This is a genomic window from Pseudomonas sp. S3E17, from assembly GCF_024168685.1.
Lineage (GTDB): Bacteria > Pseudomonadota > Gammaproteobacteria > Pseudomonadales > Pseudomonadaceae > Aquipseudomonas > Aquipseudomonas marginalis.
In genome coordinates this window covers 845841-871580 of the sequence record NZ_JALJWE010000001.1, presented here as the reverse complement: position 1 = coordinate 871580, position 25740 = coordinate 845841, and the positions used below count along the sequence as shown (strand labels likewise).

16 protein-coding genes are annotated in these 25740 nt (G+C 61.8%); 6 read left to right on the top strand and 10 right to left on the bottom strand.

Annotated features, from left to right (window positions below; translation table 11 throughout):
- Window positions 1-11: 11 nt before the first annotated feature.
- From glgB to J3D60_RS03480, 3 genes are all read right to left on the bottom strand, one after another.
- Window positions 12-2249 (bottom strand): 1,4-alpha-glucan branching protein GlgB, encoded by a 2238-nt coding sequence (gene glgB, locus J3D60_RS03490; protein WP_065941284.1) that lies wholly within the window; start codon window positions 2247-2249, stop codon window positions 12-14.
- Window positions 2246-5593 (bottom strand): maltose alpha-D-glucosyltransferase, encoded by a 3348-nt coding sequence (treS, locus tag J3D60_RS03485; RefSeq protein ID WP_065941283.1) that lies wholly within the window; start codon window positions 5591-5593, stop codon window positions 2246-2248. Before treS ends, glgB begins: the two co-directional genes overlap by 4 nt.
- A 94-nt stretch (window positions 5594-5687) precedes the next feature.
- Window positions 5688-7676 carry an alpha-1,4-glucan--maltose-1-phosphate maltosyltransferase gene (locus tag J3D60_RS03480; RefSeq protein WP_253489741.1) on the bottom strand — a complete coding sequence of 663 codons (1989 nt, stop codon included), beginning with the start codon at window positions 7674-7676 and terminating at the stop codon, window positions 5688-5690.
- A 204-nt stretch (window positions 7677-7880) separates the two neighbouring features.
- Here J3D60_RS03480 and J3D60_RS03475 point away from each other — a divergent pair, with 204 nt between their 5' ends.
- Window positions 7881-8057, top strand: coding sequence for a hypothetical protein (locus tag J3D60_RS03475; RefSeq protein ID WP_168166841.1), 177 nt, complete (start codon window positions 7881-7883; stop codon window positions 8055-8057).
- Here the strand turns inward: J3D60_RS03475 and J3D60_RS03470 are convergent.
- Window positions 8035-8526 carry an MgtC/SapB family protein gene (locus J3D60_RS03470; protein WP_065941281.1) on the bottom strand — a complete coding sequence of 164 codons (492 nt, stop codon included), beginning with the start codon at window positions 8524-8526 and terminating at the stop codon, window positions 8035-8037. The genes J3D60_RS03475 and J3D60_RS03470 overlap by 23 nt on opposite strands.
- Window positions 8527-8646: 120 nt before the next feature.
- Between J3D60_RS03470 and J3D60_RS03465 the strand changes: the two genes are divergently transcribed.
- The 4 genes from J3D60_RS03465 (at window position 8647) to J3D60_RS03450 (ending at window position 12523) form a co-directional block, all read left to right on the top strand.
- Window positions 8647-8886, top strand: coding sequence for a DUF3203 family protein (locus tag J3D60_RS03465; protein WP_065941280.1), 240 nt, complete (start codon window positions 8647-8649; stop codon window positions 8884-8886).
- 184 nt (window positions 8887-9070) lie between these two features.
- Window positions 9071-10480, top strand: coding sequence for a cytochrome c oxidase accessory protein CcoG (gene ccoG, locus J3D60_RS03460; RefSeq protein WP_253489738.1), 1410 nt, complete (start codon window positions 9071-9073; stop codon window positions 10478-10480).
- Between the two features lie 76 nt (window positions 10481-10556).
- Window positions 10557-11966, top strand: a complete 1410-nt coding sequence (gene mapR, locus J3D60_RS03455) for a GntR family transcriptional regulator MpaR (RefSeq protein ID WP_253489726.1) — start codon at window positions 10557-10559, stop codon at window positions 11964-11966.
- Between the two features lie 92 nt (window positions 11967-12058).
- Complete coding sequence (locus J3D60_RS03450) at window positions 12059-12523, top strand: hypothetical protein (RefSeq protein WP_253489723.1); 465 nt, start codon at window positions 12059-12061, stop codon at window positions 12521-12523.
- A 12-nt stretch (window positions 12524-12535) separates the two neighbouring features.
- On the opposite strand, the gene J3D60_RS03445 is transcribed toward J3D60_RS03450, so the two are convergent.
- Together J3D60_RS03445 and J3D60_RS03440 are read right to left on the bottom strand one after the other, a co-directional pair.
- Window positions 12536-13282, bottom strand: a complete 747-nt coding sequence (locus tag J3D60_RS03445) for an SDR family oxidoreductase (protein ID WP_065941277.1) — start codon at window positions 13280-13282, stop codon at window positions 12536-12538.
- 54 nt (window positions 13283-13336) lie between these two features.
- Window positions 13337-15433: a bifunctional diguanylate cyclase/phosphodiesterase gene (locus J3D60_RS03440; protein ID WP_065941276.1), complete on the bottom strand. Its 2097-nt coding sequence runs from the start codon at window positions 15431-15433 to the stop codon at window positions 13337-13339.
- Window positions 15434-15822: 389 nt separating this feature from the next.
- Between J3D60_RS03440 and J3D60_RS03435 the strand changes: the two genes are divergently transcribed.
- The gene (locus J3D60_RS03435; RefSeq protein WP_253489720.1) at window positions 15823-16419 is read left to right on the top strand and encodes a hypothetical protein; all 597 of its coding nucleotides are present in this window, start codon (window positions 15823-15825) and stop codon (window positions 16417-16419) included.
- 85 nt (window positions 16420-16504) lie between these two features.
- Here the strand turns inward: J3D60_RS03435 and J3D60_RS03430 are convergent, their stop codons facing one another.
- From J3D60_RS03430 to J3D60_RS03415, 4 genes are read right to left on the bottom strand one after another with little or no spacing between them, the layout of a single operon-like run.
- The gene (locus J3D60_RS03430) at window positions 16505-18070 is read right to left on the bottom strand and encodes an efflux transporter outer membrane subunit (RefSeq protein WP_253489718.1); all 1566 of its coding nucleotides are present in this window, start codon (window positions 18068-18070) and stop codon (window positions 16505-16507) included.
- Complete coding sequence (locus tag J3D60_RS03425) at window positions 18067-21174, bottom strand: efflux RND transporter permease subunit (protein ID WP_108574322.1); 3108 nt, start codon at window positions 21172-21174, stop codon at window positions 18067-18069. The genes J3D60_RS03430 and J3D60_RS03425 overlap by 4 nt, the downstream gene beginning before the upstream one ends.
- A complete protein-coding gene (locus J3D60_RS03420) occupies window positions 21171-24272 on the bottom strand; it encodes an MdtB/MuxB family multidrug efflux RND transporter permease subunit (RefSeq protein WP_065927846.1) in 3102 nt (1033 codons plus the stop codon). Before J3D60_RS03420 ends, J3D60_RS03425 begins: the two co-directional genes overlap by 4 nt.
- Window positions 24269-25567 (bottom strand): MdtA/MuxA family multidrug efflux RND transporter periplasmic adaptor subunit, encoded by a 1299-nt coding sequence (locus tag J3D60_RS03415; RefSeq protein ID WP_027606396.1) that lies wholly within the window; start codon window positions 25565-25567, stop codon window positions 24269-24271. Before J3D60_RS03415 ends, J3D60_RS03420 begins: the two co-directional genes overlap by 4 nt.
- Window positions 25568-25740 lie beyond the last annotated feature (173 nt).

Below are 25740 nucleotides of genomic sequence, written 5' to 3'. Positions count from 1 at the left end.
AGGTAGAGCCTTTAACTCGCCTCAGGTCGCAAAATCAGCACCCCCAACGGTGGCAGGTTCAACGACAGCGACACCGGTTGCCCATGGCGTGGTTCATCCTCGGTGAACACGCCACCGCCATTGCCATAATTGGAACCCGCATAGGTGTCGGCGTCGCTGTTGATCACCTCGCTCCAACGCCCACCGAACGGTACGCCCACCTTGTAGGCCTCACGGGGCACCGGGGTGAAATTGGCCACCACCAGCACCGGCTTGCCGTCCTTGCTCCAGCGCAGCCAGGCGTAGACGCTGTTGATCGCGTCGTCGCCGATCAGCCACTGGAAACCCTGGGGCGCATCGTCCTGCTCGTGCAGGGCCGGCTCCTCGCGATACAGGCGATTCAAGTCACCCACCAGCTTTTGCACGCCTTTGTGCTCGGCGTACTGCAGCAAGTACCAGTCCAGTTGCTGGTCGTGGTTCCACTCGCGCCACTGGCCGAATTCACAGCCCATGAACAGCAGCTTCTTGCCCGGATGCATCCACATGAATGTCAGGTAGGCGCGCAGGTTGGCGAACTTCTGCCAGCGGTCGCCGGGCATCTTGTCGATCAGCGAGTGCTTGCCGTGCACCACTTCATCGTGGGAAATCGGCAGGATGAAACGCTCGGACCACGCATACACCAGGCCGAAGCTCAGCTCGTTATGGTGGTGGGCGCGGTAGACCGGGTCTTGCTGGATGTAATGCAAAGAATCGTGCATCCAGCCCATGTTCCACTTGTAGTTGAAGCCCAGGCCGCCCTGTTGGGTGGGCTGGCTGACGCCGGGCCAGGCAGTGGACTCTTCGGCGATCACCAGGGCGCCGGGCGCTTCCAGTGCCACCACGTCGTTCAAGTGGCGCAGGAAGTCGATGGCTTCCAGGTTCTCGCGCCCGCCATGGCGGTTGGGCACCCATTCACCGGCCTTGCGCGAATAGTCGCGGTACAGCATTGACGCCACCGCATCCACGCGCAGCCCGTCAATATGGAAGTGTTTGAGCCAATGCAGCGCCGAGGCCAGCATGAAGCCGTGCACCTCAGTGCGGCCCAGGTTGTAGATCAACGTGTCCCAGTCCTGGTGGAAGCCTTCCAGCGGGTTGGCGTATTCATACAACGCAGTGCCATCGAATTGCGCCAGGCCGTGGGTGTCGGTGGGGAAATGCGCCGGCACCCAGTCGAGGATCACGCCGATATCGGCCTGATGGAGCGCGTCGATGAAATAGGCGAAGTCCTCCGGCGAGCCAAAACGCGCCGTCGGTGCGAACTGCGACAGCGCCTGGTAACCCCACGACCCGCCGAACGGGTGTTCCATGATCGGCATCAATTCAACGTGGGTGAAGCCCAGTTGCTGCACATACGGCACCAACCGCTCGGCCAGCTCGCGCCAGGTGTATTGGCGCGCCACTTCGCCGGCCTCATCCAGCTCGCACTGCCAGGAACCCACATGCAGCTCGTAGATCGACAGCGGCGCCGTGGCCTTCTGGCGCTCGACCCGCGCTTGCATCCACTCATGGTCCTGCCAGTCCACCTGCAACGGCGCGGCGACTTTCGAGGCGGTATCGGGTGGCAACTGGGTCGCCAGCGCCATCGGGTCGGCCTTGAGCGGCAGAATCCCGTGGGCACCGAGGATTTCGTACTTGTAGGCGGCGCCAGGTTGCAGGCGTGGAATGAAGATTTCCCACACGCCCGACGGATGCCGCAGGCGCATCGGGTGGCGGCGGCCGTCCCAGATATTGAAGTCCCCCACCACCGAGACCCGCCGCGCATTCGGCGCCCACACGGCAAAACGCACGCCGTCTACGCCATCGACGCTGGTCACCTGAGCCCCCAGGCAACTGCTGAGGTCACGGTGGTTACCTTCGGCGAACAGGTACAGGTCCATCTCCCCCAGCAACAGTTGCTGGAAGCTGTAAGGGTCTTCGGTGATCTGCTCGCCACCGGCCCACTGGATTTTCAGCAAGTACGCCTGGCGGGTGTTGAACTGCCCGACGAACAGGCCCGGCACCTGGGTCGCATCCAGGCTGCCGATCTGTTCACCGCCATCGCGGCTCAGCACCTGGACACTCAAGGCTTCCGGCAGGAACGCGCGGATAAATTGCCCGCCCTGCTCGTCATCGTGTGGCCCGAGAATGGAAAACGGGTCGTGGTGCTCGGCGCGCACCAGCGCTTCGACGTCCTTGGACGCCGGCATGGCTGTCAACTTAGGTTGCAGCGGTTCTTTATTCGTAAAGCTCATGACGTCTCCCCACCGCGTGCAGTGTTCGATTTAGATGTAATCCCGCTCAACAACCCGTGCAAGCCCTGCAAGGGCACCGGCAACCAGGTCGGACGGTTTTCCGCTTCGTACGCTACCTCATACGCGGCCTTCTCCAGGCTGAACAACGTCAGCGCGGCGTCCTGGCCCTTGGCATCCTGCCAGTCATGCGCCAGTGTAGACGCAGCGGCCTGATAAGCCTGGATAAATGCCTGGCGGGCCTCTTTCAGGTAGCGATCGGTCACGCGTCTGCGCGCCTGGTCCGCTGCGGGCGAGTGATCCACCCCTTGTACGTTCAAGGCCATGGCCGCCGCATAGTCAAAGGAGCGCAACACGCCGCTCACATCTTTATACGGGCTGTGCTTGCCGCGCCGTTCATGCAGCGGCCGCGCGGGTTCGCCTTCAAAGTCGATCAGGTAGGCATCGCCCTTCACCACCAGCACCTGGCCCAGGTGCAAGTCACCATGAACCCGAATGCGCAGCCCGCCCAAGGTGGCTTTCGCCAGCGCCTGGACATGCGTGCCGATGGCTTTTTTCTGCGCCAGCAATTCACTGACCAGCGCCTGATCGGCAGGGTTCAATTGGCTTTGATGCAGCTTGAGCAATTGCAATGCACGGTCGATCTGCGCGCCAACGTCCTTGGCCCAGGCTTGGGTATCCTTGGCGCTGGTCGGTTCGGGCTTGAAGTCCTTATTGGTCGTTTTGGCGCCCAGTACCCCGTGCATTTCACCCAGGCGCTGGCCGAGCAGCCCGGCGAAGTCCGCCAGCTCGCCCAATGCGTTGTAATGCTGTTCCTGTTCGGAGATGGCCTCGGCCAGTTCATCGCGAATCGCACGCTCCAGGTTGTTCTGGGTCCAGCTCCAGGCGTCGCCCTGGTTGCTCAAGTAGCCCTGGGCGATCATCAGCAGGTTGTCCTCGCCGGCGCCATCACGGCGAATCACCGAGCCCATCAGCGGCGAGATATTCGGGTAACCCGCCTGCGTCAGGTAGGCGCTCATCTCCAGCTCCGGGTGCACCCCGGCGCTGACTTTGCGGATCAGCTTGAGCACCAGGCTCTCGCCCACCACCACCGAGCTGTTGGACTGCTCGGCAGACAAGTAACGCACCGGCGACTCGTCCGTCAGTTGCAGCGTGTCCAAGTGTGGCGTGGCTTCAAAACGCAGGTCGCCGTCGCTGCCGTTCAACACGGTACCGGCCTGCAGACCTTGGATCACCGCGCGGATAAAGTGCTCCAGGCTGAAGGCGTCCGTCACCAGGCCGACCTGGCGCACCCGCCGTACGCGGGCCAGGGCCAACTGTTGCGGCAAGGCGCTGGTGAACTGGTCTTCGCCAAGAAAACCGAACGGCAGCTGATAACGGCTGACCTGGCCACCGGCGGTCACCTCAAGCTCGCTGAGCAAGACCGGGTGCTGCGGGTCGCCAAAGCGCACACCGTAGGCGATGCGTACGCTGTCGATGGCGGTGTCCTTGCCCGCAAACCAACGGCGCTTGGGCAGCCAGGCGGGCAGCGAGGTCTGTTCGAGGGTGGTGCGACACGGTTCGTCGAGCAGCTCTTCCATGCGTTTTTTCAGCACCAGGGTGGTGAAGTCCGGCATGCTTTGCGCCGGCTCCACGTGCCAGCTGGGCATCTGGTTTTCCGCCGCCAGCACGAACCAATAGAAGCCATACGGCGCCAGGGTCAGCAGGAAATTCAGTTGGCCGATGGGCGGGAACGCATTGCCGCCGAGCATCTCCACCGGAACCATGCCGGCAAAGGCCGACAGGTCCAGCTCGGCCGCCTGGGCGCTGCGCGAGACATTGGCCACACACAGGATGATTTCGTTGCGCCCGTCTTCGCCGGTGAATTCGCGGGTATACGCCAGGATGCGGCGGTTGCTTGGCGAGAGCATTTTCAGGCTGCCGCGCCCAAACGCCTTGGACTGCTTGCGCACCGCCAGCATGCGGCGGGTCCAGTTCAACAGCGAGTGCGGGTCCTGGGCCTGGGTTTCGACGTTGACCGACAGGTAGCCGTATTGCGGATCCATGATCGGTGGCAGCACCAGGCTGGCCGGGTCGGCGCGGGAGAAACCGCCGTTGCGGTCGATGGACCATTGCATCGGCGTGCGCACGCCATCGCGGTCGCCGAGGTAGATATTGTCGCCCATGCCGATTTCGTCGCCGTAATACAGGGTCGGCGTGCCGGGCATCGACAGCAGCAGGCTGTTGAGCAACTCGACACGGCGGCGATCACGCTCCATCAGGGGCGCCAGGCGCCGGCGAATGCCCAGGTTGATGCGTGCGCGGCGGTCAGCGGCGTAGTAGTTCCACAGGTAGTCGCGCTCTTTATCGGTGACCATTTCCAGGGTCAGTTCATCGTGGTTGCGCAGGAAGATCGCCCATTGGCAATTGGCGGGGATCTCCGGGGTCTGGCGCAGGATATCGGTGATGGGGAAGCGATCCTCCTGGGCCAGCGCCATGTACATGCGCGGCATCAGCGGGAAGTGGAACGCCATGTGGCACTCATCGCCGTCATCGCCCTTGCGGTCGCCGAAATACAGCTGCGTGTCTTCCGGCCACTGGTTGGCCTCGGCGAGCAGCATGCGGTCGGGGTAATGGGCGTCGATCTCGGCGCGGATCTGCTTGAGGACGTCGTGGGTTTCCGGCAGGTTTTCGTTGTTGGTGCCATCGCGCTCGATCAGGTAGGGGATGGCGTCCAGGCGCAGGCCGTCGATGCCCATGTCAAGCCAGTAGCGCATCACCGACAGCACGGCTTTCATCACCTGCGGGTTGTCGAAATTGAGGTCCGGCTGGTGGGAATAGAAGCGGTGCCAGAAGTACTGGCCGGCGACCGGGTCCCAAGTCCAGTTGGACTTTTCGGTGTCGAGGAAAATGATGCGGGTGCCGTCGTATTTCTGATCGTCATCGGACCACACGTAGAAATCCCGCGCCGCCGAGCCCGGCTTGGCCTTGCGTGCCCTCTGGAACCACGGGTGCTGGTCGGAGGTGTGGTTGATCACCAGTTCAGTGATGACCCGCAACCCGCGCTTGTGGGCTTCGGCGATAAAGCGCCGGGCATCGGCCATGGTTCCGTAGTCGCTGTGCACGCCCCTGTATTCGGCAATGTCATAGCCGTCATCGCGGCGTGGCGAGGGGTAGAACGGCAGCAGCCAGATGGTGTTGACACCCAGGTCGGCGATGTAGTCGAGCTTGGCGATCAGGCCGGGAAAGTCACCGATGCCGTCGTTGTTGGAGTCGAAATAGGATTTGACGTGAACCTGGTAGATCACCGCGTCCTTGTACCAGAGCGGGTCTTTGATGAAGGTGGCAGCCTTGGGTTTCTTCGCCATTGGAAACTCCTGAAATACTCGAAAATCGTGCAGACTGAACCGGGTCAATGTGGGAGGGGGCAAGCCCCCTCCCACATGTTGATCTTCACCAGGCTCAGGAGGTGCTGATGCGCCAGATCCCGAACGGCATCTGCGGCTCCAGCCGCGTCCACTGGGTCTTGCCATACCAAGTCCAGCGATGGCCGTTCATCAGGTCTTCACCCTGGGTCTGCGCATCTTCCGGCAGGCCCAATTCCCACAACGGCAACTCGAAGTGGGCCTCCTGGGCATTGAACGGGTCGAGGTTGACGGCTACGAGAATGAAGTTGCTGCCGTCCTCGCTGCGCTTGCCGAAGTACAGGATATTGTCGTTCCAGGCGTTGTAGAGCTTCAGCCCCAGGTGGGTCTGCAAGGCCGGGTTTTGGCGGCGGATGCGGTTGAGCTGGGCGATCTCGGCGATGATATTGCCGGGTGCGGTAAAGTCCCGAGGGCGAATCTCGTATTTCTCCGAGTCCAGGTATTCCTCTTTGCCCGGCACCGGTGCCGCCTCACACAGCTCAAACCCCGAATACATGCCCCACAGGCCCGAACCCATAGTGGCCAGCGCGGCGCGGATCAAGAAACCTGGGCGCCCGGACTCATGCAGGAAGCCTGGGTTGATATCCGGCGTGTTGACGAAGAAGTTCGGCCGGTAGCATTCGCGCCACGGCGACTCGTTCAATTGCGCCAGGTATTCGGCCAGTTCGGCCTTGGTATTGCGCCAGGTGAAGTAGGTGTAGCTCTGGGAGTAACCGACCTTACCCAGGCGCGCCATCATCGCCGGGGTGGTGAACGCCTCGGCGAGGAAAATCACCTCGGGATGCTTTGCCCGTACATCGGCGATCAGCCACTGCCAAAAGGGCAGCGGCTTGGTGTGGGGGTTGTCGACGCGAAAGGTCTTCACGCCCTCTTCCACCCAGCCCACCACGATGTCGCGCAGCTCGGTCCACAGGCCTGGGATCGCATCCGCGGCATAGAAGTCGACGTTGACGATGTCCTGGTACTTCTTTGGCGGGTTCTCGGCATATTTGATCGTGCCGTCCGGGCGCCAATTGAACCAGCCTGGGTGTTCTTTGAGCCACGGGTGGTCCTGGGAGCACTGGATGGCGAAATCCAGGGCGATCTCCAGACCATGCTCGGCGGCGGCCTTGACCAGGCGCCTGAAGTCATCACGGCTGCCCAACTGCGGGTGGATGGCCTCGTGGCCGCCCTCCTCGCTGCCGATGGCATAGGGGCTGCCCGGATCATCGGGGCCTGCGGTCAGGGAATTGTTCTTGCCTTTGCGGTGGCTGCGCCCGATCGGGTGGATCGGCGGGAAGTACAGCACGTCAAACCCCATGTCATGGATCATCGACAGGCGCGAGTGCACGTCGTTGAACGTACCGTGGCGGGCCGGATCGTCGGTGATCGAACGGGGAAACAGCTCGTACCAACTGGCAAACTGCGCCGCCTCGCGCTCCACATCAATCGGGTAGACGGTGCTGATGCTCAAGTAGGCGCGGTGGTCGGCCTGGGTCATCAGGTGTGCACTGTCTTCGTGCAAAAACAGCGCGACCTGCTCGGTTTCCAGCAAACCGGAGAGTTCGTGGTGCAACAGCATCAGGCGGTCGCGCAGTTCGTTGTCGCTGCGTTCGGCGGCCTGCAGCACCAGGCTGCGGCCTTCCTGCAACTCCAGGCTGACCGGCACCCCGGCTTCATGTTTTTTGCGCAGTTCATAGCAGAAGCTGGCGAAGGTATCGATCCAGGCTTCGATGCAGTATTCGTGAGGGCCCTGGACGGTGACGGTAAACGCCCCTTCCCAGCCATTGTTGCCCACGTCGTTCATGACCACGCTGTGCCAGCTTTCTTCATGCAGCGCACGCCAACGGATCAATACGGCCAGCTTGTCGTGGCCATCGGCGAATACCTTGCTGGTGACGTTGACGCGTTGGCCCACCACGGCCTTGACGGCAAATTCGCCGCCGTCGATCACGGGTGAAGTGCTTTCGATCGCGATCCTGGGCAGCAACAGCGCCTGGGACAGCGGCAATATGGAGTCTTCTGGAGCCAGTGTTTCAGCAGTCATCGAGCATCTTCCCCTTACGCCCTGTGGACGCTCTTTGCTTGATCCGAATTCCGATACGGCCGCGCTCTCCCTGAGCAGGGCCGCTATAGGTCCGAGCTTGGGCCTGGGTTAAAAGTTCAGCTGGATGTACCGCCACTGGGCGGGGAATCAATTGGCCCCGGCGGATGTCCACCACTGGAGCAAAGCACAAAGGAGGCCACACCGATGAATATCCCGATCCCGGCAGAAACCCCGGACCCGAATATCGACAACCCGACCTTGCCCCCCACGGAGCCGGAGCCGATTCCCGAGAAGGAACCGCCGGAAAATGAACCGCCACCGGTAGAGGAACCGCCGACGACCATGCCGCCGGTGATCGTCAGTCCTTCTCAAACCGCTTGACGATTTTTGGCATCACGCTGAACACCGCCAAGGCCAGCAAGGTACTCAGCACCGCTGTCGATTCCCGACCCAATCCGGCCGAGACCCCAATCGCAGCGGTCATCCACAAACCGGCAGCCGTCGTCAGGCCCTTCACATGCCCCTCGTCATCATCCTTGCCCTTGATGATGGTGCCGGCGCCCAGGAACCCAATCCCGGCAATCACACCCTGCACCACGCGGCTCATGGCATCTGCCTGATTGCCGGACATCTGCGGCACCATGACAAACAACGCTGCGCCCAAGGCCACCAGCATGTGGGTGCGCACGCCGGCGGCCTTGCCCTTGCTCTCGCGTTCGAACCCGAGAATGCCGCCCAGGATCGCGGCGATCACCAGGCGCACGGTGATCTGGGTGAGCTGCCGGGCGTCGCCGATATCGGCAAATTCGGCCTGCAGGGTTTGCCACACTTCATGCCACCAGGCGTCCATGAACACTGTCCTTTGTCTTTATTGATAAAGGATGGACAGCGGCGACCGCCAGTCAGTTGCCTTGAACGCGCCGGCATCGCCGAACCCTAACCTTACACAGCCCATGAAAAGGAGATCGACATGACAATACGTATCGAAAACCAGTTGTGCTACTTCATGCTCGATGAGAACGGACAGGAACAGAGTGTGCCGGCGACCCGGGTCAATATCGTTACCGACACCGACAAATCCATGTCGTACGTGGAACTGGCCGCCGAGCGGATCTACATCACCGAAGCCGAGGCCGACGCCCTGACGGTGGCAGGTGCCCATGATGGGCGCCAGCATGTAAAGGCTGAAGAACCTGGTTCGCTGATTTAATTGATCTTTATCAGCACGCGCCATATCTGGCTGCACCTCAAGCGCCATGGGGTGCAGCACATTGACGCAGGCCCCTGGCCAAAGCCCATCTGATCCGCTTTTTATCGCCATACCTGAGTCTGTTACGCAAACAGACCGGCGCGCATAGTTCATCGGCCTGATGGAGGCTGATGAGCGAACGACCATGAGCGAACGAATCCCAACCGTGGAAACCTTTGAGCCGATACACCCAAAGAAGGTGAAGGCCAAATCCAGCGACAACCTGATCCATACCCGCAGTTTCACCGGCCTGTTCCGCACCTTGCGCGTGGCTGGCGCGGGCTTTCTGTTCCTGGCGTTCTTCGGCACGGTGTGGCTGAACTGGGGTGGGCGGCAAGCCGTGCTGTGGGATTTGGCGGAAAGCAAATTCCATATTTTCGGCGCCACCTTCTGGCCCCAGGATTTCATCCTGTTATCGGCTTTGCTGATCATCTGTGCCTTCGGCCTGTTTGCGATTACGGTGTTCGCCGGCCGCGTGTGGTGTGGCTACACCTGCCCGCAAAGCTCGTTTACCTGGCTGTTCATGTGGTGCGAAAAGGTCACCGAGGGCGAGCGCAACCAGCGTATCAAGCTGCAAGCGGCGCCCTGGAGTCTGAACAAACTCGCGCGGCGCTCGGCCAAACACACGTTGTGGCTGGGCATCAGCGTCCTCACCGGGCTGACCTTTGTCGGCTACTTCACGCCGATCCGCCCCCTGGCCGCCGAACTGCTGACCTGGCAGATGGGGGGCGTGAGTCTGTTCTGGGTGCTGTTTTTTACCGCCGCCACCTACATCAACGCCGGCTGGCTGCGTGAAGCGGTGTGCATGCACATGTGTCCGTATGCGCGGTTCCAGAGCGTGATGTTCGATAAAGACACCCTGACCATTTCCTACGATAGCGCCCGTGGCGAGCATCGCGGCCCGCGCAAACGCGAGGTCACGCCGGCCGATGTCGGCCTGGGCGACTGTATCGACTGCCAGCTGTGCGTGCAGGTCTGCCCCACCGGCATCGACATCCGCGACGGCCTGCAAATGGAGTGCATCGGCTGCGCGGCGTGCATCGACGCCTGTGATTCGATCATGGACAAGATGGGCTATGCGCGGGGCTTGGTGAGCTACACCTCCGAGCATCAACTCCAAGGCGGCAAGACCCACCTGCTCAGGCCGCGCCTGATCGGCTACAGTGCGGTGCTGCTGGTGATGATTGCGGCGTTGGTGGTGGCATTGGTGGAGCGGCCAATGGTGTCGCTGGACGTGACCAAGGACCGTGGCATGTTCCGCGAGAACGCCCAGGGCCAGATCGAAAACATCTACAGCCTCAAGGTCATCAACAAGACACAGCAGCGCCAGGAATACCAGGTGGAGCTGCTGGATGCAGAGGGTTTCCAACTGCAAGGCAAGACCGAGATCAGCCTGGCACCGGGGGAAATCGTCGATGTGCCGGTGTCGGTGGCGTTGCTGGCCGACAAGCCGGCGAGCAGTTCGCAGACAGTGCGCTTCAAGGTTTCGGATGTGGACGAGCCGTGGATCTACAGCGCCGCCGACAGCCGCTTTGTGGCACCGCTCAACCGCTGAGACCTCGCTATCGAAAATGATGCAGATCAAATGTGGGAGGGGCTGCACTCATATTACCTATTTGTTTAAGGCCAACATGAAACGCTACGAAAAATTCGCCGACGACATCGCAGAACTGATCCGCTCCGGCGTGCTCGGCCCCGGCCAGCGTGTGCCGTCGGTGCGCTATGCCAGCCAGACCTATGGCGTCAGCCCGTCCACGGTGTTCCAGGCCTACTACCTGTTGGAGCGTCGCGGGTTGATCCGGGCACGGCCGCGCTCCGGCTACTTCGTCAACACCCATGCACCCAGCCCGTTCTCCGAGCCGGTGGTGAGCGAGCAGGTGCATGAGTCCACCGAAGTCGATGTCAGCGAACTGGTGTTCTCGGTACTCGATTCGATCAAAGACCCCAACACCGTACCCTTCGGCTCGGCCTTTCCCAGCCCCATGCTGTTCCCGCTGCCGCGCCTGGCCCGCTCCCTGGCCAGCGCCAGCCGCGAGATGGACCCGCGCCTGGTGGTCACCGATATGTCGCCGGGCAACCCGCAACTGCGTCGGCAGATTGCCCTGCGCTATATGGTCGGCGGCCTGATGCTGCCCATGGAGGAGCTGCTGATCACCAACGGCGCCCTGGAAGCGCTGAACCTGTGCCTGCAAGCGGTCACCGAACCGGGCGACCTGGTGGCCATCGAGGCCCCGGCGTTCTACGCCTGCCTGCAAGTGCTGGAACGCCTGAAGCTCAAGGCGGTGGAAATCCCCGTGCACCCGCGCGACGGCATTGACCTGGGTGCCCTGGCGCAAACCCTGGAGCGCTACCCGATCAAGGCCTGCTGGACCATGACCAGCTTCCAGAACCCCATGGGCGCCACATTGCCGGAAGCAAAGAAGCAGGCGCTGGTGGAATTGCTGCGTAGCCACCAAGTGCCGTTGATCGAGGACGACGTGTACGCCGAGCTGTACTACGGGCAGCAGGCACCCAAGCCGGCCAAGGCCTTCGACACCGAAGGCCTGGTGATGCACTGCGGCTCCTTCGCCAAGAGCCTGGCGCCGGGCTATCGCGTCGGCTGGGTGGCGGCCGGGCGCTATGCGCAGAAGGTCGAGCGCTTGAAGCTGATGACCTCGCTGTGCCCCTCGATGCCGGCGCAAGCGGCGATTGCCGACTACCTGCAACACGGAGGCTATGACCGCCACTTACGTAAACTGCGCTATGCCCTGGAAGAACAGCAAAGCGCCATGCTGGCGGCGATCGCCCGCTACTTCCCGGCGCAGACACGGGTGAGCCAACCGGCCGGCGGGTATTTCCTGTGGCTGGAATTGCCGGAGCAGACCGATTCGTTGAAGTTGTTCCAGATGGCGCTGGCGCAAGGCATCAGCATTGCGCCGGGGCCGATCTTTTCGGCGACCCAGCGCTTTCGCAACTGTATTCGCCTGAACTACGGCAGCCCGTGGACTGAAGCGTCGGAACAAGCCATGGAGACGCTGGGGCGGATTGTGCGTTCGTTTTGAGCAGGAACCAAATCGCAGGATGGACCACATAGGGGGGGCCATTGTTCTTACATAAAACAATACCCCTTCACACATTCATCGCTGAGGTTTCCATGAGTACGATTACACCCGAAGGCATTAAGCCGCTCCCTGTTCCTCCTAACTACATGCGCGTAAACGAACAAAAGCAAGTCCGGGAAATGGAGGGGCCTACAGTGCGCCCCGCCGGTGATCATCGATCAGCAGAGCAAATTATCGAGCAGAGCCGCGTCCTGATGAGCTTTCTGGAAAGCCGGGACCACTATCCGGTTTCTGACGACCTCAAGCGCCAGGTCGGTAACTGGGACAGCACCAATCCCGACCCAGACGCTCGCGCTAATGCTGCCTATAACCTGGACAAAGTACTGCGATTCATTGACAACGTGGACAACGGAAACCTGAGCGGCAGCACGACCCGCAATGGGCGAATCGATGGTTTTTATGACGATGGCTACGGCGTCGTGCGAAACTCCGAAGCCAGCCTGCTCAAAGACTTTTCAACCGGGGGCTATGACGTGTTGCGTTATCTCAAGACATGATAGTGCAGCGTTTCATCGGCCACCGCCCAGATCCAGGAAGGTACCGGTAGCATACGAAGCCTTGTCCGACAGCAACCAGATAATCGCTTCCGCCACTTCATCGGGCCGCCCGCCACGGGCCATGGGAATACCGGACTCGAGCTTGCTGACCCGGTCCGGGTCGCCGCTCAGGGCGTGGAAGTCGGTGAAGATGTAGCCGGGGCGCACCGCGTTGACGCGGATGCCCTCGCCCGCCACTTCTTTCGACAGGCCGAGGGTGAAGGTGTCGAGTGCGCCCTTGGATGCGGCGTAGTCGACGTACTCACCCGGCGAACCCAGGCGTGCGGCCACCGAAGACACGTTGACGATACTGCCGCCCTGCCCGCCATGCTTGGGCGACATCCGCAGCAGCGCGTGCTTGGCACACAGGATCGGACCGAGCACATTGGTCTTGAGAATGTTCAGGATGCGGAACTCGGACATCTCATCCACCCGCGACTTGTGCCCCACGGTGCCGGCATTGTTCACCAACGCGGTGACGCGGCCCAGTTCGGCGTCCACACGATGAAACAGCGCAATCACTTCATCTTCGATACTGACATCCGCGCGCACCGCAATCGCCTGGGCACCGAGGCCGCGAACCTGCTCGAGCACGCTGTGGGCGGCTTTTTCATCGGAGTGATAGTTGATGCAGAGGCGATAGCCCTCGCGGGCAGCCAGCAATGCCGTCTCGGCGCCGATACCACGGCTCCCCCCGGTGATGATGAGGACTTTGTCCATGCGTGCGGTCTCCTGATCCAACCTGGTGTTTAGGGTTGGATCCGATACTAACCGTCACGCACGGCTTTTGTCAGGCGCCGCTGCGTCTTCACCGCGCTGGATATGGTCCATGAAACCGTCCGCCGGCAACGGGTGGCCGAGCAGGTAGCCTTGCAGGGAGTTACACCCCAACCGTGTGAGAAAACTCTGCTGCACATCGGTTTCCACACCTTCAGCGACGATTCGCAGCCCCAGCGCCTGGCCCAAGGCAACAATGGCAGACACGATGGCGGCGTCGTCGCTGTCATGCTCCAGGTCACGCACAAAACCACGGTCGATCTTCAACTCGTTGGCCGGCAGGCGCTTGAGGTACATCAGGCTGGAGTAGCCGGTACCGAAATCGTCGATGGAGAGGTCCACGCCCATGTCCGACAGCTGCTGCAACACCGTCATGCTCGCATCGGCATCGCTCATCGCGGTGGTCTCGGTGATTTCCAGGGTCAGGCTGTTGGCCGGCAACCGGTGCCGCGCCAGGGCGCCGGCCACGCTGTTGACCAGCCCGGCGTGGCAAAACTGCAACGCCGACAAGTTCACCGCGATGCGCCAGTGCTCATAACCCTGGGCGTACCACAGGCTCATTTGGCGACAGGCTTCATTGAGCACCCATTCGCCGATGGGGATGATCAGGCCGGTTTTTTCCGCCAGGTCGATAAAGGTCGCCGGCAACAACACGCCTTGTTGCGGATGCTCCCAGCGCACCAACGCTTCGGCGCCCACCGGGATCCCACTGATCGCATCAAACTTGGGCTGGTAATACAGCCGGAACTGCTCGTGCTCAAGGGCATTGCGCAGGTCTTGCAGCAGTTGCAATTGCTTGCGCGCATTGGTGTTCATCGACACATCAAAGAAGCTGTAGCCGTTCTTGCCCATGCCCTTGGCATGGTACATGGCGGCGTCGGCGTTCATCAGCAGTTCCTGGGGGGTGTTGCCATTGCCCGGGAACATGGCGATGCCGACGCTGGCAGAAATCTTCAGCTCATGCTCGGCCACCTGGAACGCGCGGTTGATCAGCACCACCTGGCGCTCGGCAAGGCCGAGGGCATCATCGGGCTGGGTCAACTGCACCAGCAATACAAACTCATCGCCGCCGATGCGCGCCAGGGTGTCGTGACTGCGCAGGTCTTCGCGCAGGCGCAGGCCGACTTCGCGCAACAACTGGTCGCCCATGTGGTGGCCAAAGGCATCGTTGACCGGCTTGAAGCCATCCAGGTCGATGAACATCAGGGCAAAGCAACCGCCCTGCTCCTTTACCGCCTCGATGGCCTGTTGAATACGATCGGCCAGCAAGGTGCGATTGGGCAGGCCGGTGAGCATATCGTGCAGGGCCAGGTGGGTCAGTTCCTGGTTGGCTTGGGTCAACGAGTCGGCGAGCACCGCAGTGCGGGCTTCCAGGCGCGCGTCGAGCAACGACGTCAGCAACGCGATGGCCAGTACCGCCAGGGTCGTCACCAACACCAGGTTATCCAGGCCCTTGCCGCTCAAACCGTCCAGCACGGCGGCGCAGTAACTCTCGTCGGCAAAGCGTGCGGCCGCCATGCCGGTGTAATGCATGCCGACGATTGCAAAGCCCATCACCACCGCCGCACCACCACGGGCCAGGCGTACGTAAGGCGTGTTACGGCGCAGGTTGAACGCAATCAACAGCGCGGCTCCGGACGCCACCACCGCGATCAGCAACGACAGGCCAAATAGCGTGGGGTCATAGTCGATGCCCGGCGTCATGCGCATCGCGGCCATGCCGGTGTAGTGCATGCTGGCAATACCGCTGCCCATGACCAGCGCGCCAAACGCCAGTTGCCAGGCAGGCAAACGCGCTTGGCTGACCAGCCATAATGCAAAGCCGCAGGACAATACCGCGATCAACAACGACAGCGCGGTGATACCGATGTCGAAGCCCAAGGCAAACGGCAGGCGCAACGCCAGCATGCCGATAAAGTGCATGGACCAGACGCCTACCCCCATCGCCATGGCCCCGCCGGCTATCCATAAATACACAGCGCGCCCCTTGGCGGTCGCGATGCGGCCGGTGAGGTCCAGGGCGGTGTAGGAAGCGAGGATCGCGACAAACAGCGAGATCGCGACCAGCGAGGGGGAATAGCTACCGATAAGCATGGGACTTCTCGTGGGCAACGGACCCGAAACGCCCGTGCCAAGTGGCAAAGCGGGCGATTGTAGCGAGAATAATTCTTGGACAGTTGATTAATTATCAGAGGGCCACTAGTGGCAATTTGACGTCAATCTCCTGGCTCAAAGGCCCATGCGTTTTCAGGTACGCCCAAGTGCTATCCCACTTCGGATCACTGAGCAAACAGATGCAAACCATGCGCCTTTAGCAAGCCTATCCCCACGGCGTCGAATCCATCAGCTTAGAGGTGGCTATGGCTTACGCTGAATGGGCACACAGCAAAACTGCACCGAGACTTACCCCATACAAAAATGGATTTTTAATTCCACATAATTCTAGAAAACTGTCATTTCTTACAGGTGTTTATTGAGACTGCTTGGGTGAAGCTTATGGGTATATTCTGCCGGAGTTTCAAAAAATGGCTGTCATAGCGATTTTGTACCCCATGAACCATGAAAATATTGGCCCCCTGAAAGGAACGCAAAGTATCCGAGAGCAGGGTGGAAAAATTAACGCTTATAGAATTGAGGCGATTGGTGAGGCCACAACGGTCACCGAGATAAAACCCTTTGTCGAGAAAGTCGTTGCAGAACACGGCTCATTGAAAATTGAAGATGGCGAATATGTAATGGGTACTCATCTATGCTACAACCGAGAAGAGTATGAGGTGTGGGGGAGAATCGATGGCTTTGAAGACAAGGTCGTAACCTATTGTTCTCGAGCCGGTAAAGAGTACGAGATTAAAGACTCGGACACTCGAATTTTAAAATTCAGAGTCTCCGGTAAGATAGCAGAAATTCTAAAATACGTGCCTTTGAACTCTAATCTTCTTATATATGCCAATACACCCCCCCTTTCTTCGGGAGGGGAGCTAACAGCATTTGATCATGAATGCCTCACACTGGGCACTAAAGACCCGGAGATATTCACGGCATATAAATTTGCTAATTTGACATCTATCAGAATTGTATGATGCCGCCTTGTATATCAATAAGTATGGGGGGCTGCCATATCAGCGAAGCAAGCTCCCTGCCTAGGAATCCGCGTCTCCCTCGAGATCAATCCTCCTCGGCAATCGGCGTCTGCCCATCCCAGCCACCGCCCAGCGCGGCGATCAGTTGCACGCTGGCCACCAGGCGACTCTGCAACAGGGTCAATACGGTGCGCTCGTTGCTCAGCGCCGTGGCCTGGACAGTCACCACATCCAGATAGGCAATCAGCCCGGCCTTGTACTGGTTCTGGGTCAAGCGCAGCGATTCTCGGGCGGCCTCGAGGGCTTCGTTGCTGACCACCGCCTCGTCTTCCAGCACCTTAAGCTGGACCATGTAGTTTTCCACTTCACGGAAGCCGTCGAGCACGGTCTGGCGGTACTTGGCCACGGTTTCGTCGTAGGACGCCACGGTACGGTCGACTTCCGCCGAGCGCTGGCCGCCGTCGAACAGGGTCATGGCCAGTTTCGGCCCTACCGACCAGAAGCGGTTCGGCAGGCTGATCCAGTCGGCATAGGTGCTGCTGGAATAGCCACCGGCCAGGCTCAGCGTCAGGTCCGGGTAATAGGCGGCCTTGGCTACGCCGATATTGGCGTTGGCGGCGATCACCGAACGTTCGGCCGAGGCGATGTCCGGGCGCCGTTCAAGCAATTGCGACGGCAGGCTGACCGGAATCTGCGGCAGGGCCGGGATGTCCTTGCTCACCGCCAGGTTGAAGTTGGCCGGTGCCTCGCCGATCAACACGGCGATGGCATTTTCCAGTTGAGCGCGTTGCCAGATCAGGTCGATCAGGCTGGCCTGGGTGGTCTTGAGCTGGGTTTGCGCCTGGGCCACCGCGTCCTTGCCGGAAACCCCGGCGCGGTACTGGTTTTCGGTCATTTGCAGGGAGCGCTGGTAGGTGTCCAGCGTGGCTTGCAGCAGGCGGGTCTGCTCGTCCATGACCCGCAGTTGCAGGTAGCTTTGCACCAGTTCCGACTGTTGGCTCAGGCGCATCGCGGCCAGATCCGCCGAGCTGGCTTCGGCACTGGCCTCGTTGGCCTCCAGGCCACGGCGCAACTTGCCCCAGATATCGGCTTCCCAGCTCACGCCGAGCTGCGCATTGAGGGTGTCACGGATCCCGCTGCTGGAACTGCTGAGGCTGGCGCTGCTGCTGCCGGTGCCCTGGCTGGCGCGGGTTTTACCGGCGCTCAGGTCGACGGTGGGGTAAAACGCCCCGCGTGAGCTGCGCACCAGGGCCTGGGCCTGGCGAAAACGCGCTTCGGCCTGGGCCACGGTCTGGTTGGAATTATTCAGGCGCAGCACCAGGTCGTTGAGTTGGCGGTCGCCGTACAGCTCCCACCAGGCACCACGGGCCAGGGAATCACTCGGCGCGGCCTGGCGCCAGCCTTGGGCTTCCTTGAACTGCGCGGGTTCAGTGACTTCCGGGCGCTTGTAATCCGGGCCGACGGCACAGGCGCTGAGCAACAACGCCAACCCTACTGTAGGAGCGAGCTTGCTCGCGAAGGTCGTTAACGATAACGCGCCGAGCCTGAATGAACGCGGTGCCTGCCGTTTTTTCGCGAGCAAGCTCCCTCCTACAGGGACAAGTGCCGTGTCGGAAGCCAGCAGTGCATTGGCAAAGGTTGAATCGGTCATAGCGCAGTGTCCAGGGCAGCATCGGTACGCACGCCGCGCCAGGCATTGAAACGGTGGCGCGCGCGGTCGAGATAGAGGTAAACCACCGGGGTGGTGTAGAGGGTCAGGACCTGGCTGAAAATCAGGCCGCCAATGATGGTCAGGCCCAGGGGATGGCGCATTTCCGCGCCATCGCCGGTGCCCAGCAGCAACGGCAAGGCGCCGAGGATGGCCGCCAGGGTGGTCATCAGGATCGGTCGCAGACGCAACAGGCAGGCGCTGCGAATCGATTCCAGCGGGCCCAGCCCATCGTTGCGTTCCAGCTGCAACGCCAGGTCGATCATCAGGATCGCGTTCTTCTTCACCACCCCGATCAACAGGAACAGGCCGAGCAGGGAAATCAGGCTGAACTCCCCTCCCGTCAGGTAGATGGCAAGCATCGCGCCGACGCCGGCCGACGGCAGGGTCGAGAGGATCGTCAGCGGATGAATGTAGCTCTCATACAGAATGCCCAGCACCAGGTACACCGCCACCAGCGCGCCGAGGATCATGAACGGCTGGCCCTTCTGCGTGGCCGCAAAGGCATCGGCGGTGCCGGCCATCTTGGCAATCACATCTTCCGGCAGGCCAACCTTGGCAATCGCCCGCTCGATGGCCGCCGTGCCCTGCTCCACCGTGACCCCGGGGGCCATGTCGAAGGCGATGTTTTCCGAGGCGAACTGGCCTTCGTGGCTGACGCGGTCGTCCGCCAGGCTGTTCTCGTAATGGGCAATGGTCGACAACGGCACCCGTGCGCCGCTGGAGGTGATCACCTGCATCTGGTTGAGGGTGATCGGGTCCTGGGCATATTTGGGGTTGACCTCCATCACCACCTGGTACTGGTTGAGGCTGTCGTAGATGGTGGAAATCTGCCGCTGGCTGTAGGCGTTGTTGAGCACCGCGGTGACCATGTCCATGTCGATGCCCAGGCGCTTGGCCTGGTCACGGTCGACAATCAGCGTGACCTGGGCCGCGCCCCGGCCTTCGCGGGCGTCGATGGCGGTCAGCTCCGGCAGCTCACGCAGCGCCGCGACCACTTTCGGGTACCACAGGCGCAGCGCGGCCAGGTCGCCGCTTTGCAGGATGTACGAATACTGCGCGCTGGTCTGGTCACGGCTGCCGCCAAATTGCAGGTCCTGGTCGGCCATCAGGAACAGGCGCCCGCCCGGCACCAGCGGCACATCCTTGCGCAGGCGCTCGATCACCGCCTGGGCGGACACCTTGCGTTCGCTGATGGGCTTGAGGCGGACCAGCATCACCGCGTTGTTGGTACCGTTGTTGCCGCCGATAAAGCCGGCCACGCTGAGCACTGCCGGGTCGTTGAGCACCGCCTTGCGGAAGATTTCCATCTTCGGCTGCATGACGCTGAACGACAGGCCGTCATCCCCGCGCACAAAGCCGATCAATTGGCCGGTGTCCTGTTGCGGCATAAAGGTTTTCGGGACCACCACGTACAGCGCCACGTTCACGCCAATGGTCAGCAGCAGGCTGAGCAAGGTCAGGCGGCGATGGCGCAGCACCCAGTCCAGGCTGGTGGCGTAGCCGGCCACCATGCGGTCGTTGATCTTCTGGCTCCAACGCTGCAGGCCGGTCATCTGCCCTTTCACGTGGGGCTTGAGCCAACGGGCGCAGAGCATCGGCGTCAACGTCAGCGACACGATCAGCGACACGATGATCGCCGCCGACAAGGTGATGGAAAACTCGCGGAACAGGTTGGTGACGATCCCGCCCATGAACAGGATCGAGAGGAACACCGCCACCAGCGATACGTTCATCGACAGTAAGGTAAACCCGACTTCCTCGGCACCCAGGTAGGCGGCCTTCATCGGAGGCACGCCCGCGTCGATATGCCGGGAAATGTTCTCCAGCACCACGATGGCATCGTCCACCACCAGGCCGGTGGCCAGGATCAGCGCCATCAGCGAGAAGTTGTTCAGCGAGAAACCGTACAGGTACATGATCGCGAACGTGCCCACCAGCGACACCGGCACCGCCAGGGTTGGAATCAGCGAGGCGCGGAAGTTGCCGAGGAACAGGTACACCACCAGGATCACCAGCCCCACCGCAATCAGCAGGGTCATCTCGGCTTCATGCAGGGTCGCGGTGATCACCGGCGAGCGGTCCATGGCCAGGCTGAGCTTGACGCTGGACGGCAGCACCGCCTGCAACGCCGGCAGTTGTGCCTTGATCTGCCTGACGGTCTCGATGATGTTGGCGCCGGACTGGCGGTTGATCACCAGCAGCACCGCCGAATCATTGTTGAAGAAGCCACTGTTGTAGCGGTCTTCCACGCCGTCGCTGATCTTCGCCACATCCTTGAGGCGCAGGGCGGCGCCGTCCTGATAACGAATCAGCAGCGGCTCGTAGTCCTTGGCCTTTTCCAGCTGGTCGTTGGCCTGGATCTGCCAGTTGCGCTCACTGTCTTCCAGGGAGCCCTTGGGCCGGCGCTGGTTGGCATTGGCGATGGTGTTGCGTACGTCGTCCAGGGCCACGCCGTACTGGTCGAGGGCCTTGGGTTCCAGCTCGATACGCACCGCCGGCAGGGAGCTGCCGCCGATCTGCACTTCGCCCACACCCGGCACCTGGGACAGGCTTTGGGAGAGGATGGTCGAGGCCAGGTCGTACAACTGGCCCTTCTGCAACACGTCCGAGGTCAGCGACAGCACCATGATCGGCGCCTGGGACGGGTTGATCTTCTTGTAGGTGGGCATGCTGCGCATGCCGCTGGGCAGCAGGTTGCGCGAGGCATTGATGGCTGCTTGCACTTCCCGCGCGGCACCGTTGATATCACGGTCTGAATCGAATGCCAGGATGACCCGGGTGGAACCCTGGCTCGACGAACTGCTCATGGTGGTGATGCCGGCAATCGCGCCGAAGGAGCGCTCCAGCGGCGTCGCCACGGTGGACGCCATCACCTCGGGGCTGGCGCCGGGCAAGCTGGCCGAGACCACGATCACCGGAAAATCGATCTGTGGCAGCGGCGACACCGGCAGCAGGTTGAAGCTGACCCCGCCCAGCAACATGATCGCCAGGCTCAGCAGCAGGGTCGCTACCGGCCGGCGAATGAAAGGTCCGGACAGGTTCATGACTCAACCGGCTCCAGGCTTTGCGGCTCTTTGCGCCAGCGGCGGCCGAGGCGATCGAAATACAGGTAGATCACCGGCGTGGTGAACAGCGTCAACACCTGGCTCACCAGCAGGCCGCCGACCATCACCAGGCCCAGGGGCTGGCGAAGTTCGGCACCGGAGCCGGTGGCCAGCATCAATGGCACTGCACCGAACAGGGCGGCCAGGGTGGTCATCAGGATCGGCCGGAAGCGCAGCAGCGCCGCCTGGTAGATCGCGGTCTGCGGGTCCAGGCCCTGGTTGCGTTCGGCGTCAAGGGCGAAGTCGATCATCATGATCGCGTTCTTCTTGACGATACCGATCAGCAGGATGATGCCGATGATCGCGATCATGCCCAGGTCGTTGCCACTGAGCAGCAAGGCCAGCAAGGCCCCCACCGCGGCCGAGGGCAAGGTCGAGAGAATGGTGATCGGGTGGATATAGCTCTCGTAGAGCACACCCAGCACGATGTACATGGTGACCACCGCCGCCAGGATCAGCAGCAAGGTGCTCGACAGCGACGCTTCGAACGCCTGGGCAGCGCCCTGGAACTGGGTCTGCACGCCCACCGGCATGCCGATGTCCTTCTGCGCCTGGTTGATCAGCTCCACGCCTTTGCCCAGCGCAACGCCGGGGGCCAGGTTGAACGACATCATTACCGCCGGGAACTGGCCGATGTGCGCAATCGCCAACTGCGCCTGGCGCTGCTCAACATGGGCCAGGCTGGACAGGCGCACCTGGCCGCCGTCGGTGGTCTTCACATGGATCTGGTTCAGCGCCGCCGGGCCGAGGGTTTCCCCCGACTGGGCCTGCAAGACCACGCGGTACTGGCTGGCCTGGGTGTAGATGGTGGAAATCTGCCGCTGGCCGAACGCGTCATACAGTGCGTCGGTGATGGTCGACACACTCACCCCGAGGCGCGAGGCCGCATCGCGGTCGATCACCAGGTACACCTGCAGGCCCTTGTCCTGCAGGTCGCTGGCGACGTCGGTGAGTTCCGGCATCTGGCTCAGTGCGTGCACCAGCTTGCCGCTCCACAGGGCCAACAGGTCGGCGTCCGGCGAGGACATGCTGAACTGGTACTGGGTGCGGCTGACACGGTCTTCGATGGTCAGGTCCTGCACCGGCTGCATGAACAGGCGGATGCCCACCAGCTTGTCGATCTGCGGTTGCAGGCGCGTGATCACCTGGGCTGCGCTCAAGTCGCGCTGGCCGTGGGGCTTGAGGTTGATCAGCAAGCGGCCGCTGTTGAGGGTGGCGTTATCGCCATCCACGCCGATATAGGACGACAGGCTTTCCACCGCCGGGTCGGTGAGGATGATCTGCGCCAGTTCCTGCTGGCGCTGGCTCATGGCGGCGAATGAAATAGACTGCGGCGCCTCGGAGATCCCCTGGATCACCCCGGTGTCCTGCACCGGGAAAAAGCCCTTGGGCACCACCAGGTACAGCACCACCGTAAGGCCCAGGGTCGCAATGGCCACCAACAGGGTCAGCGGCTGGTGCCTGAGCACCCATTGCAACTTGCGCCCGTAGGCTTCGATCAGCCAATCGATCCAGGCGCCGCTGGCCTTGTAGAACCGGCTCTGCTCTTCTTCCTTGGGCTCGCGCTTGAGCAAACGCGCGCACATCATCGGCGTGAGCGTCAGGGACACCACCAGGGAAATCAGGATCGCCACCGCCAGGGTGATGGCAAATTCGCGGAACAGCCGTCCCACCACGTCAGCCATGAACAGCAGCGGGATCAATACGGCGATCAGTGACAGGGTCAGGGAAATCAGGGTGAAGCCGATCTGCCTGGCGCCCTTGAGCGCAGCGGCCAGCGGCGTCTCGCCTTCCTCGATGTAGCGGGAAATGTTCTCCAGCATCACGATGGCATCGTCCACCACGAAACCGGTGGCAATGGTCAGGGCCATCAGCGTCAGGTTATTGATGGAGAACCCGGCCAGGTACATCACCCCGAAGGTGCCCACCAGCGACAGCGGCACGGCAATCGACGGAATGATCGTGGCGCTGACCCGCCGCAGGAACAGGAACGTCACCATCACCACCAGAGCGATGGCGATCAGCAATTCGTGCTGCACATCGGTGACCGAGGCGCGGATGGTCTGGGTGCGGTCGGTAAGCACCGTCACGTCGAGGCCGGCCGGCAGGTTGTCGGTGATGCTCGGCAGCAGCGCCTTGATGCGGTCGACCACCTCGATCACGTTGGCGCCCGGCTGGCGCTGGATATTGAGGAGTACGGCCTGGTTTTCATTGGCCCAGGCGGCAAGGCGTTCGTTTTCGGCGCCGTCGACGATCTGTGCCACATCCTTGAGGCGCAGAGGCGCGCCATTGTTGTAGGCCAGGATCAGCTCGGCGTATTGCTGGGGCGACACCAACTGGTCGTTGGCATCGAGCATCGACACCCGCGTGGGGCCGTCGAAGTTGCCCTTGGGCTGGTTGACGTTGGACGCGGCGATCAGGGTGCGCACATCGGAGAGGTTCAAGCCGTTGGCCGCCAGGGCTTCGGGGTTGACCTTGATGCGCACGGCCTGGCGCTGGCCACCGGCGATGCTGACCATGCCGACGCCGCTGATCTGCGCGATCTTCTGCGCCATGCGTGTGTCGACCAGGTCATTGAGCTTGGGCAGCAGCATGGTCTTGGAGGTAATGGCCAGGGTCAGCACCGGGGTATCCGCCGGGTTGACCTTGTTGTACACCGGCGGCGCCGGCAAATCCTTGGGCAGCAGGTTGGTGGCGGCATTGATTGCAGCCTGCACCTGTTGCTCGGCGACATCCATATTGATGTCGAGGTTGAAACGCAGGGTCAGCACCGAGGCGCCGCCGGAACTGGTGGACGCCATCTGGGTCAGGCCGGGCATCTGTCCGAACTGGCGCTCAAGGGGCGCGGTGACCGCGCTGGTCATCACATCGGGGCTGGCACCGGGGTACAGGGTCATCACCCGGATCGTCGGGTAATCCACCTGGGGCAGCGCCGAGACCGGCAACAAGCGGTAGGAAATAATGCCGGCCAAAACAATCGCCAGCATGCTCAGCGTGGTGGCGACCGGGCGAAGGATAAACAGCCGCGACAGGTTCATGAACCGACCTTTTGCGCCTTGCCGGCGGTGGTGCCGGTCTCCCCTTTAGCCGCAGGCTTGCCTTGCAGGTGTTCGGTGGGGGTGGTCGGCACTTCGCTGCTGTCGTTGACCACTTCGATCTCGCTGCCGTCCTTGAGGCGGTCGGTGCCCTCCAGCACCACACGGTCGCCGGCGACCAGGCCTTCCTTGATCACGGTGTTGTCACCATCGGTGTCACCCACCACCAGCGGCTGGACCTTGACCTTCTTGTCGCCATCGAGCTTGTAGACAAAGGTGCCGGTGTTGCCGAACTGAATCGCGGCGGACGGCGCCAGCACCACGTTGTGCAAGGTATCGGCGAGCAGATGCACATTGACGAACTGGTTGGGGAACAGCGCCTGGTCCTTGTTATCGAAACGCGCCTTGAATTTCAGGGTGCCGGTGGTGACGTCGATCTGGTTGTCCAGGCTTTGCAGCACGCCGGTGGCCTGCCGCTTGACGTCGCCACGGTCCCAGGCTTCCACGGGCAGCTTATTGCCGGCGTGATAACGGGCGAGCACGGTTTCCAGGGTGTTTTCCGGCAGAGTGAAGGCCACGCTGATCGGTTGGGTCTGGGTGATCACCGCGAGGAATGTGGTGTCGTTGGCCGCCACCAGGTTGCCCACATCGACCTGGCGCAAGCCGACGCGACCACTGATAGGCGCGCGGATCTTGGTGAACTCGAGGTTGAGCTTGGCATCGTCCACCGCGCCCTGGTTGGTCTTGACCGTGCCCTGGTATTGCAGGACCAGCGCTTCGGCGGTGTCCAGGGTCTGCTTGGCGATACTGTCCTGGGCGTAGAGGTCGCGATAACGCTGCACGTCGACCTGGGCGTTTTTCAACTGGGCCTGGTTCTGCATCAGCGTGCCCTGGGCCTGGAGCAAGGCATTCTGGTAGCTGCGCGGGTCGATCTCGGCCAGCAGGTCGCCGGCCTTGACCATCTGCCCTTCTTCAAAGGCGATCTTGACCAGTTCGCCCCCCACCCGGCTGCGCACATTGATGGTATTGAGCGCGGTGACCGTGCCCAAGGCCTTGTAGTACACCGGGAACTCCCCCAGTACCGCCGGCGCTACACGCACCGGCACCGGGCCGGTGGACCCGCCGAACCCCGGGCGCGCCATGCCGGTTTTACCGGTATGCCCGGCCGGTGCGTCTTTGTGGGCGGCGCCGCCTGGCCAGAATTTCCAGCACAGGCCGGCGATAACCAGCAGCACGAGCAGGCCGAACAGCCAGCGGCGGGAGTTGCGGGGGGAGGATTGCATGGAGTGATCAACCATTGGGCGCGAGAGCTTCTTCTTCGGGAGGCTGAAAGATAAGCACTGGAGCGCGTTAAGAAAAGCGCCTTTACCGGCTATTTACCTTGGGCTTACAACTTTTAACTTCTGCGGCTTAGTCTGCAGGCTATTTCGCTAAACGTCTGAGCCACAAATGAAAACGGCCTGGACTAGGC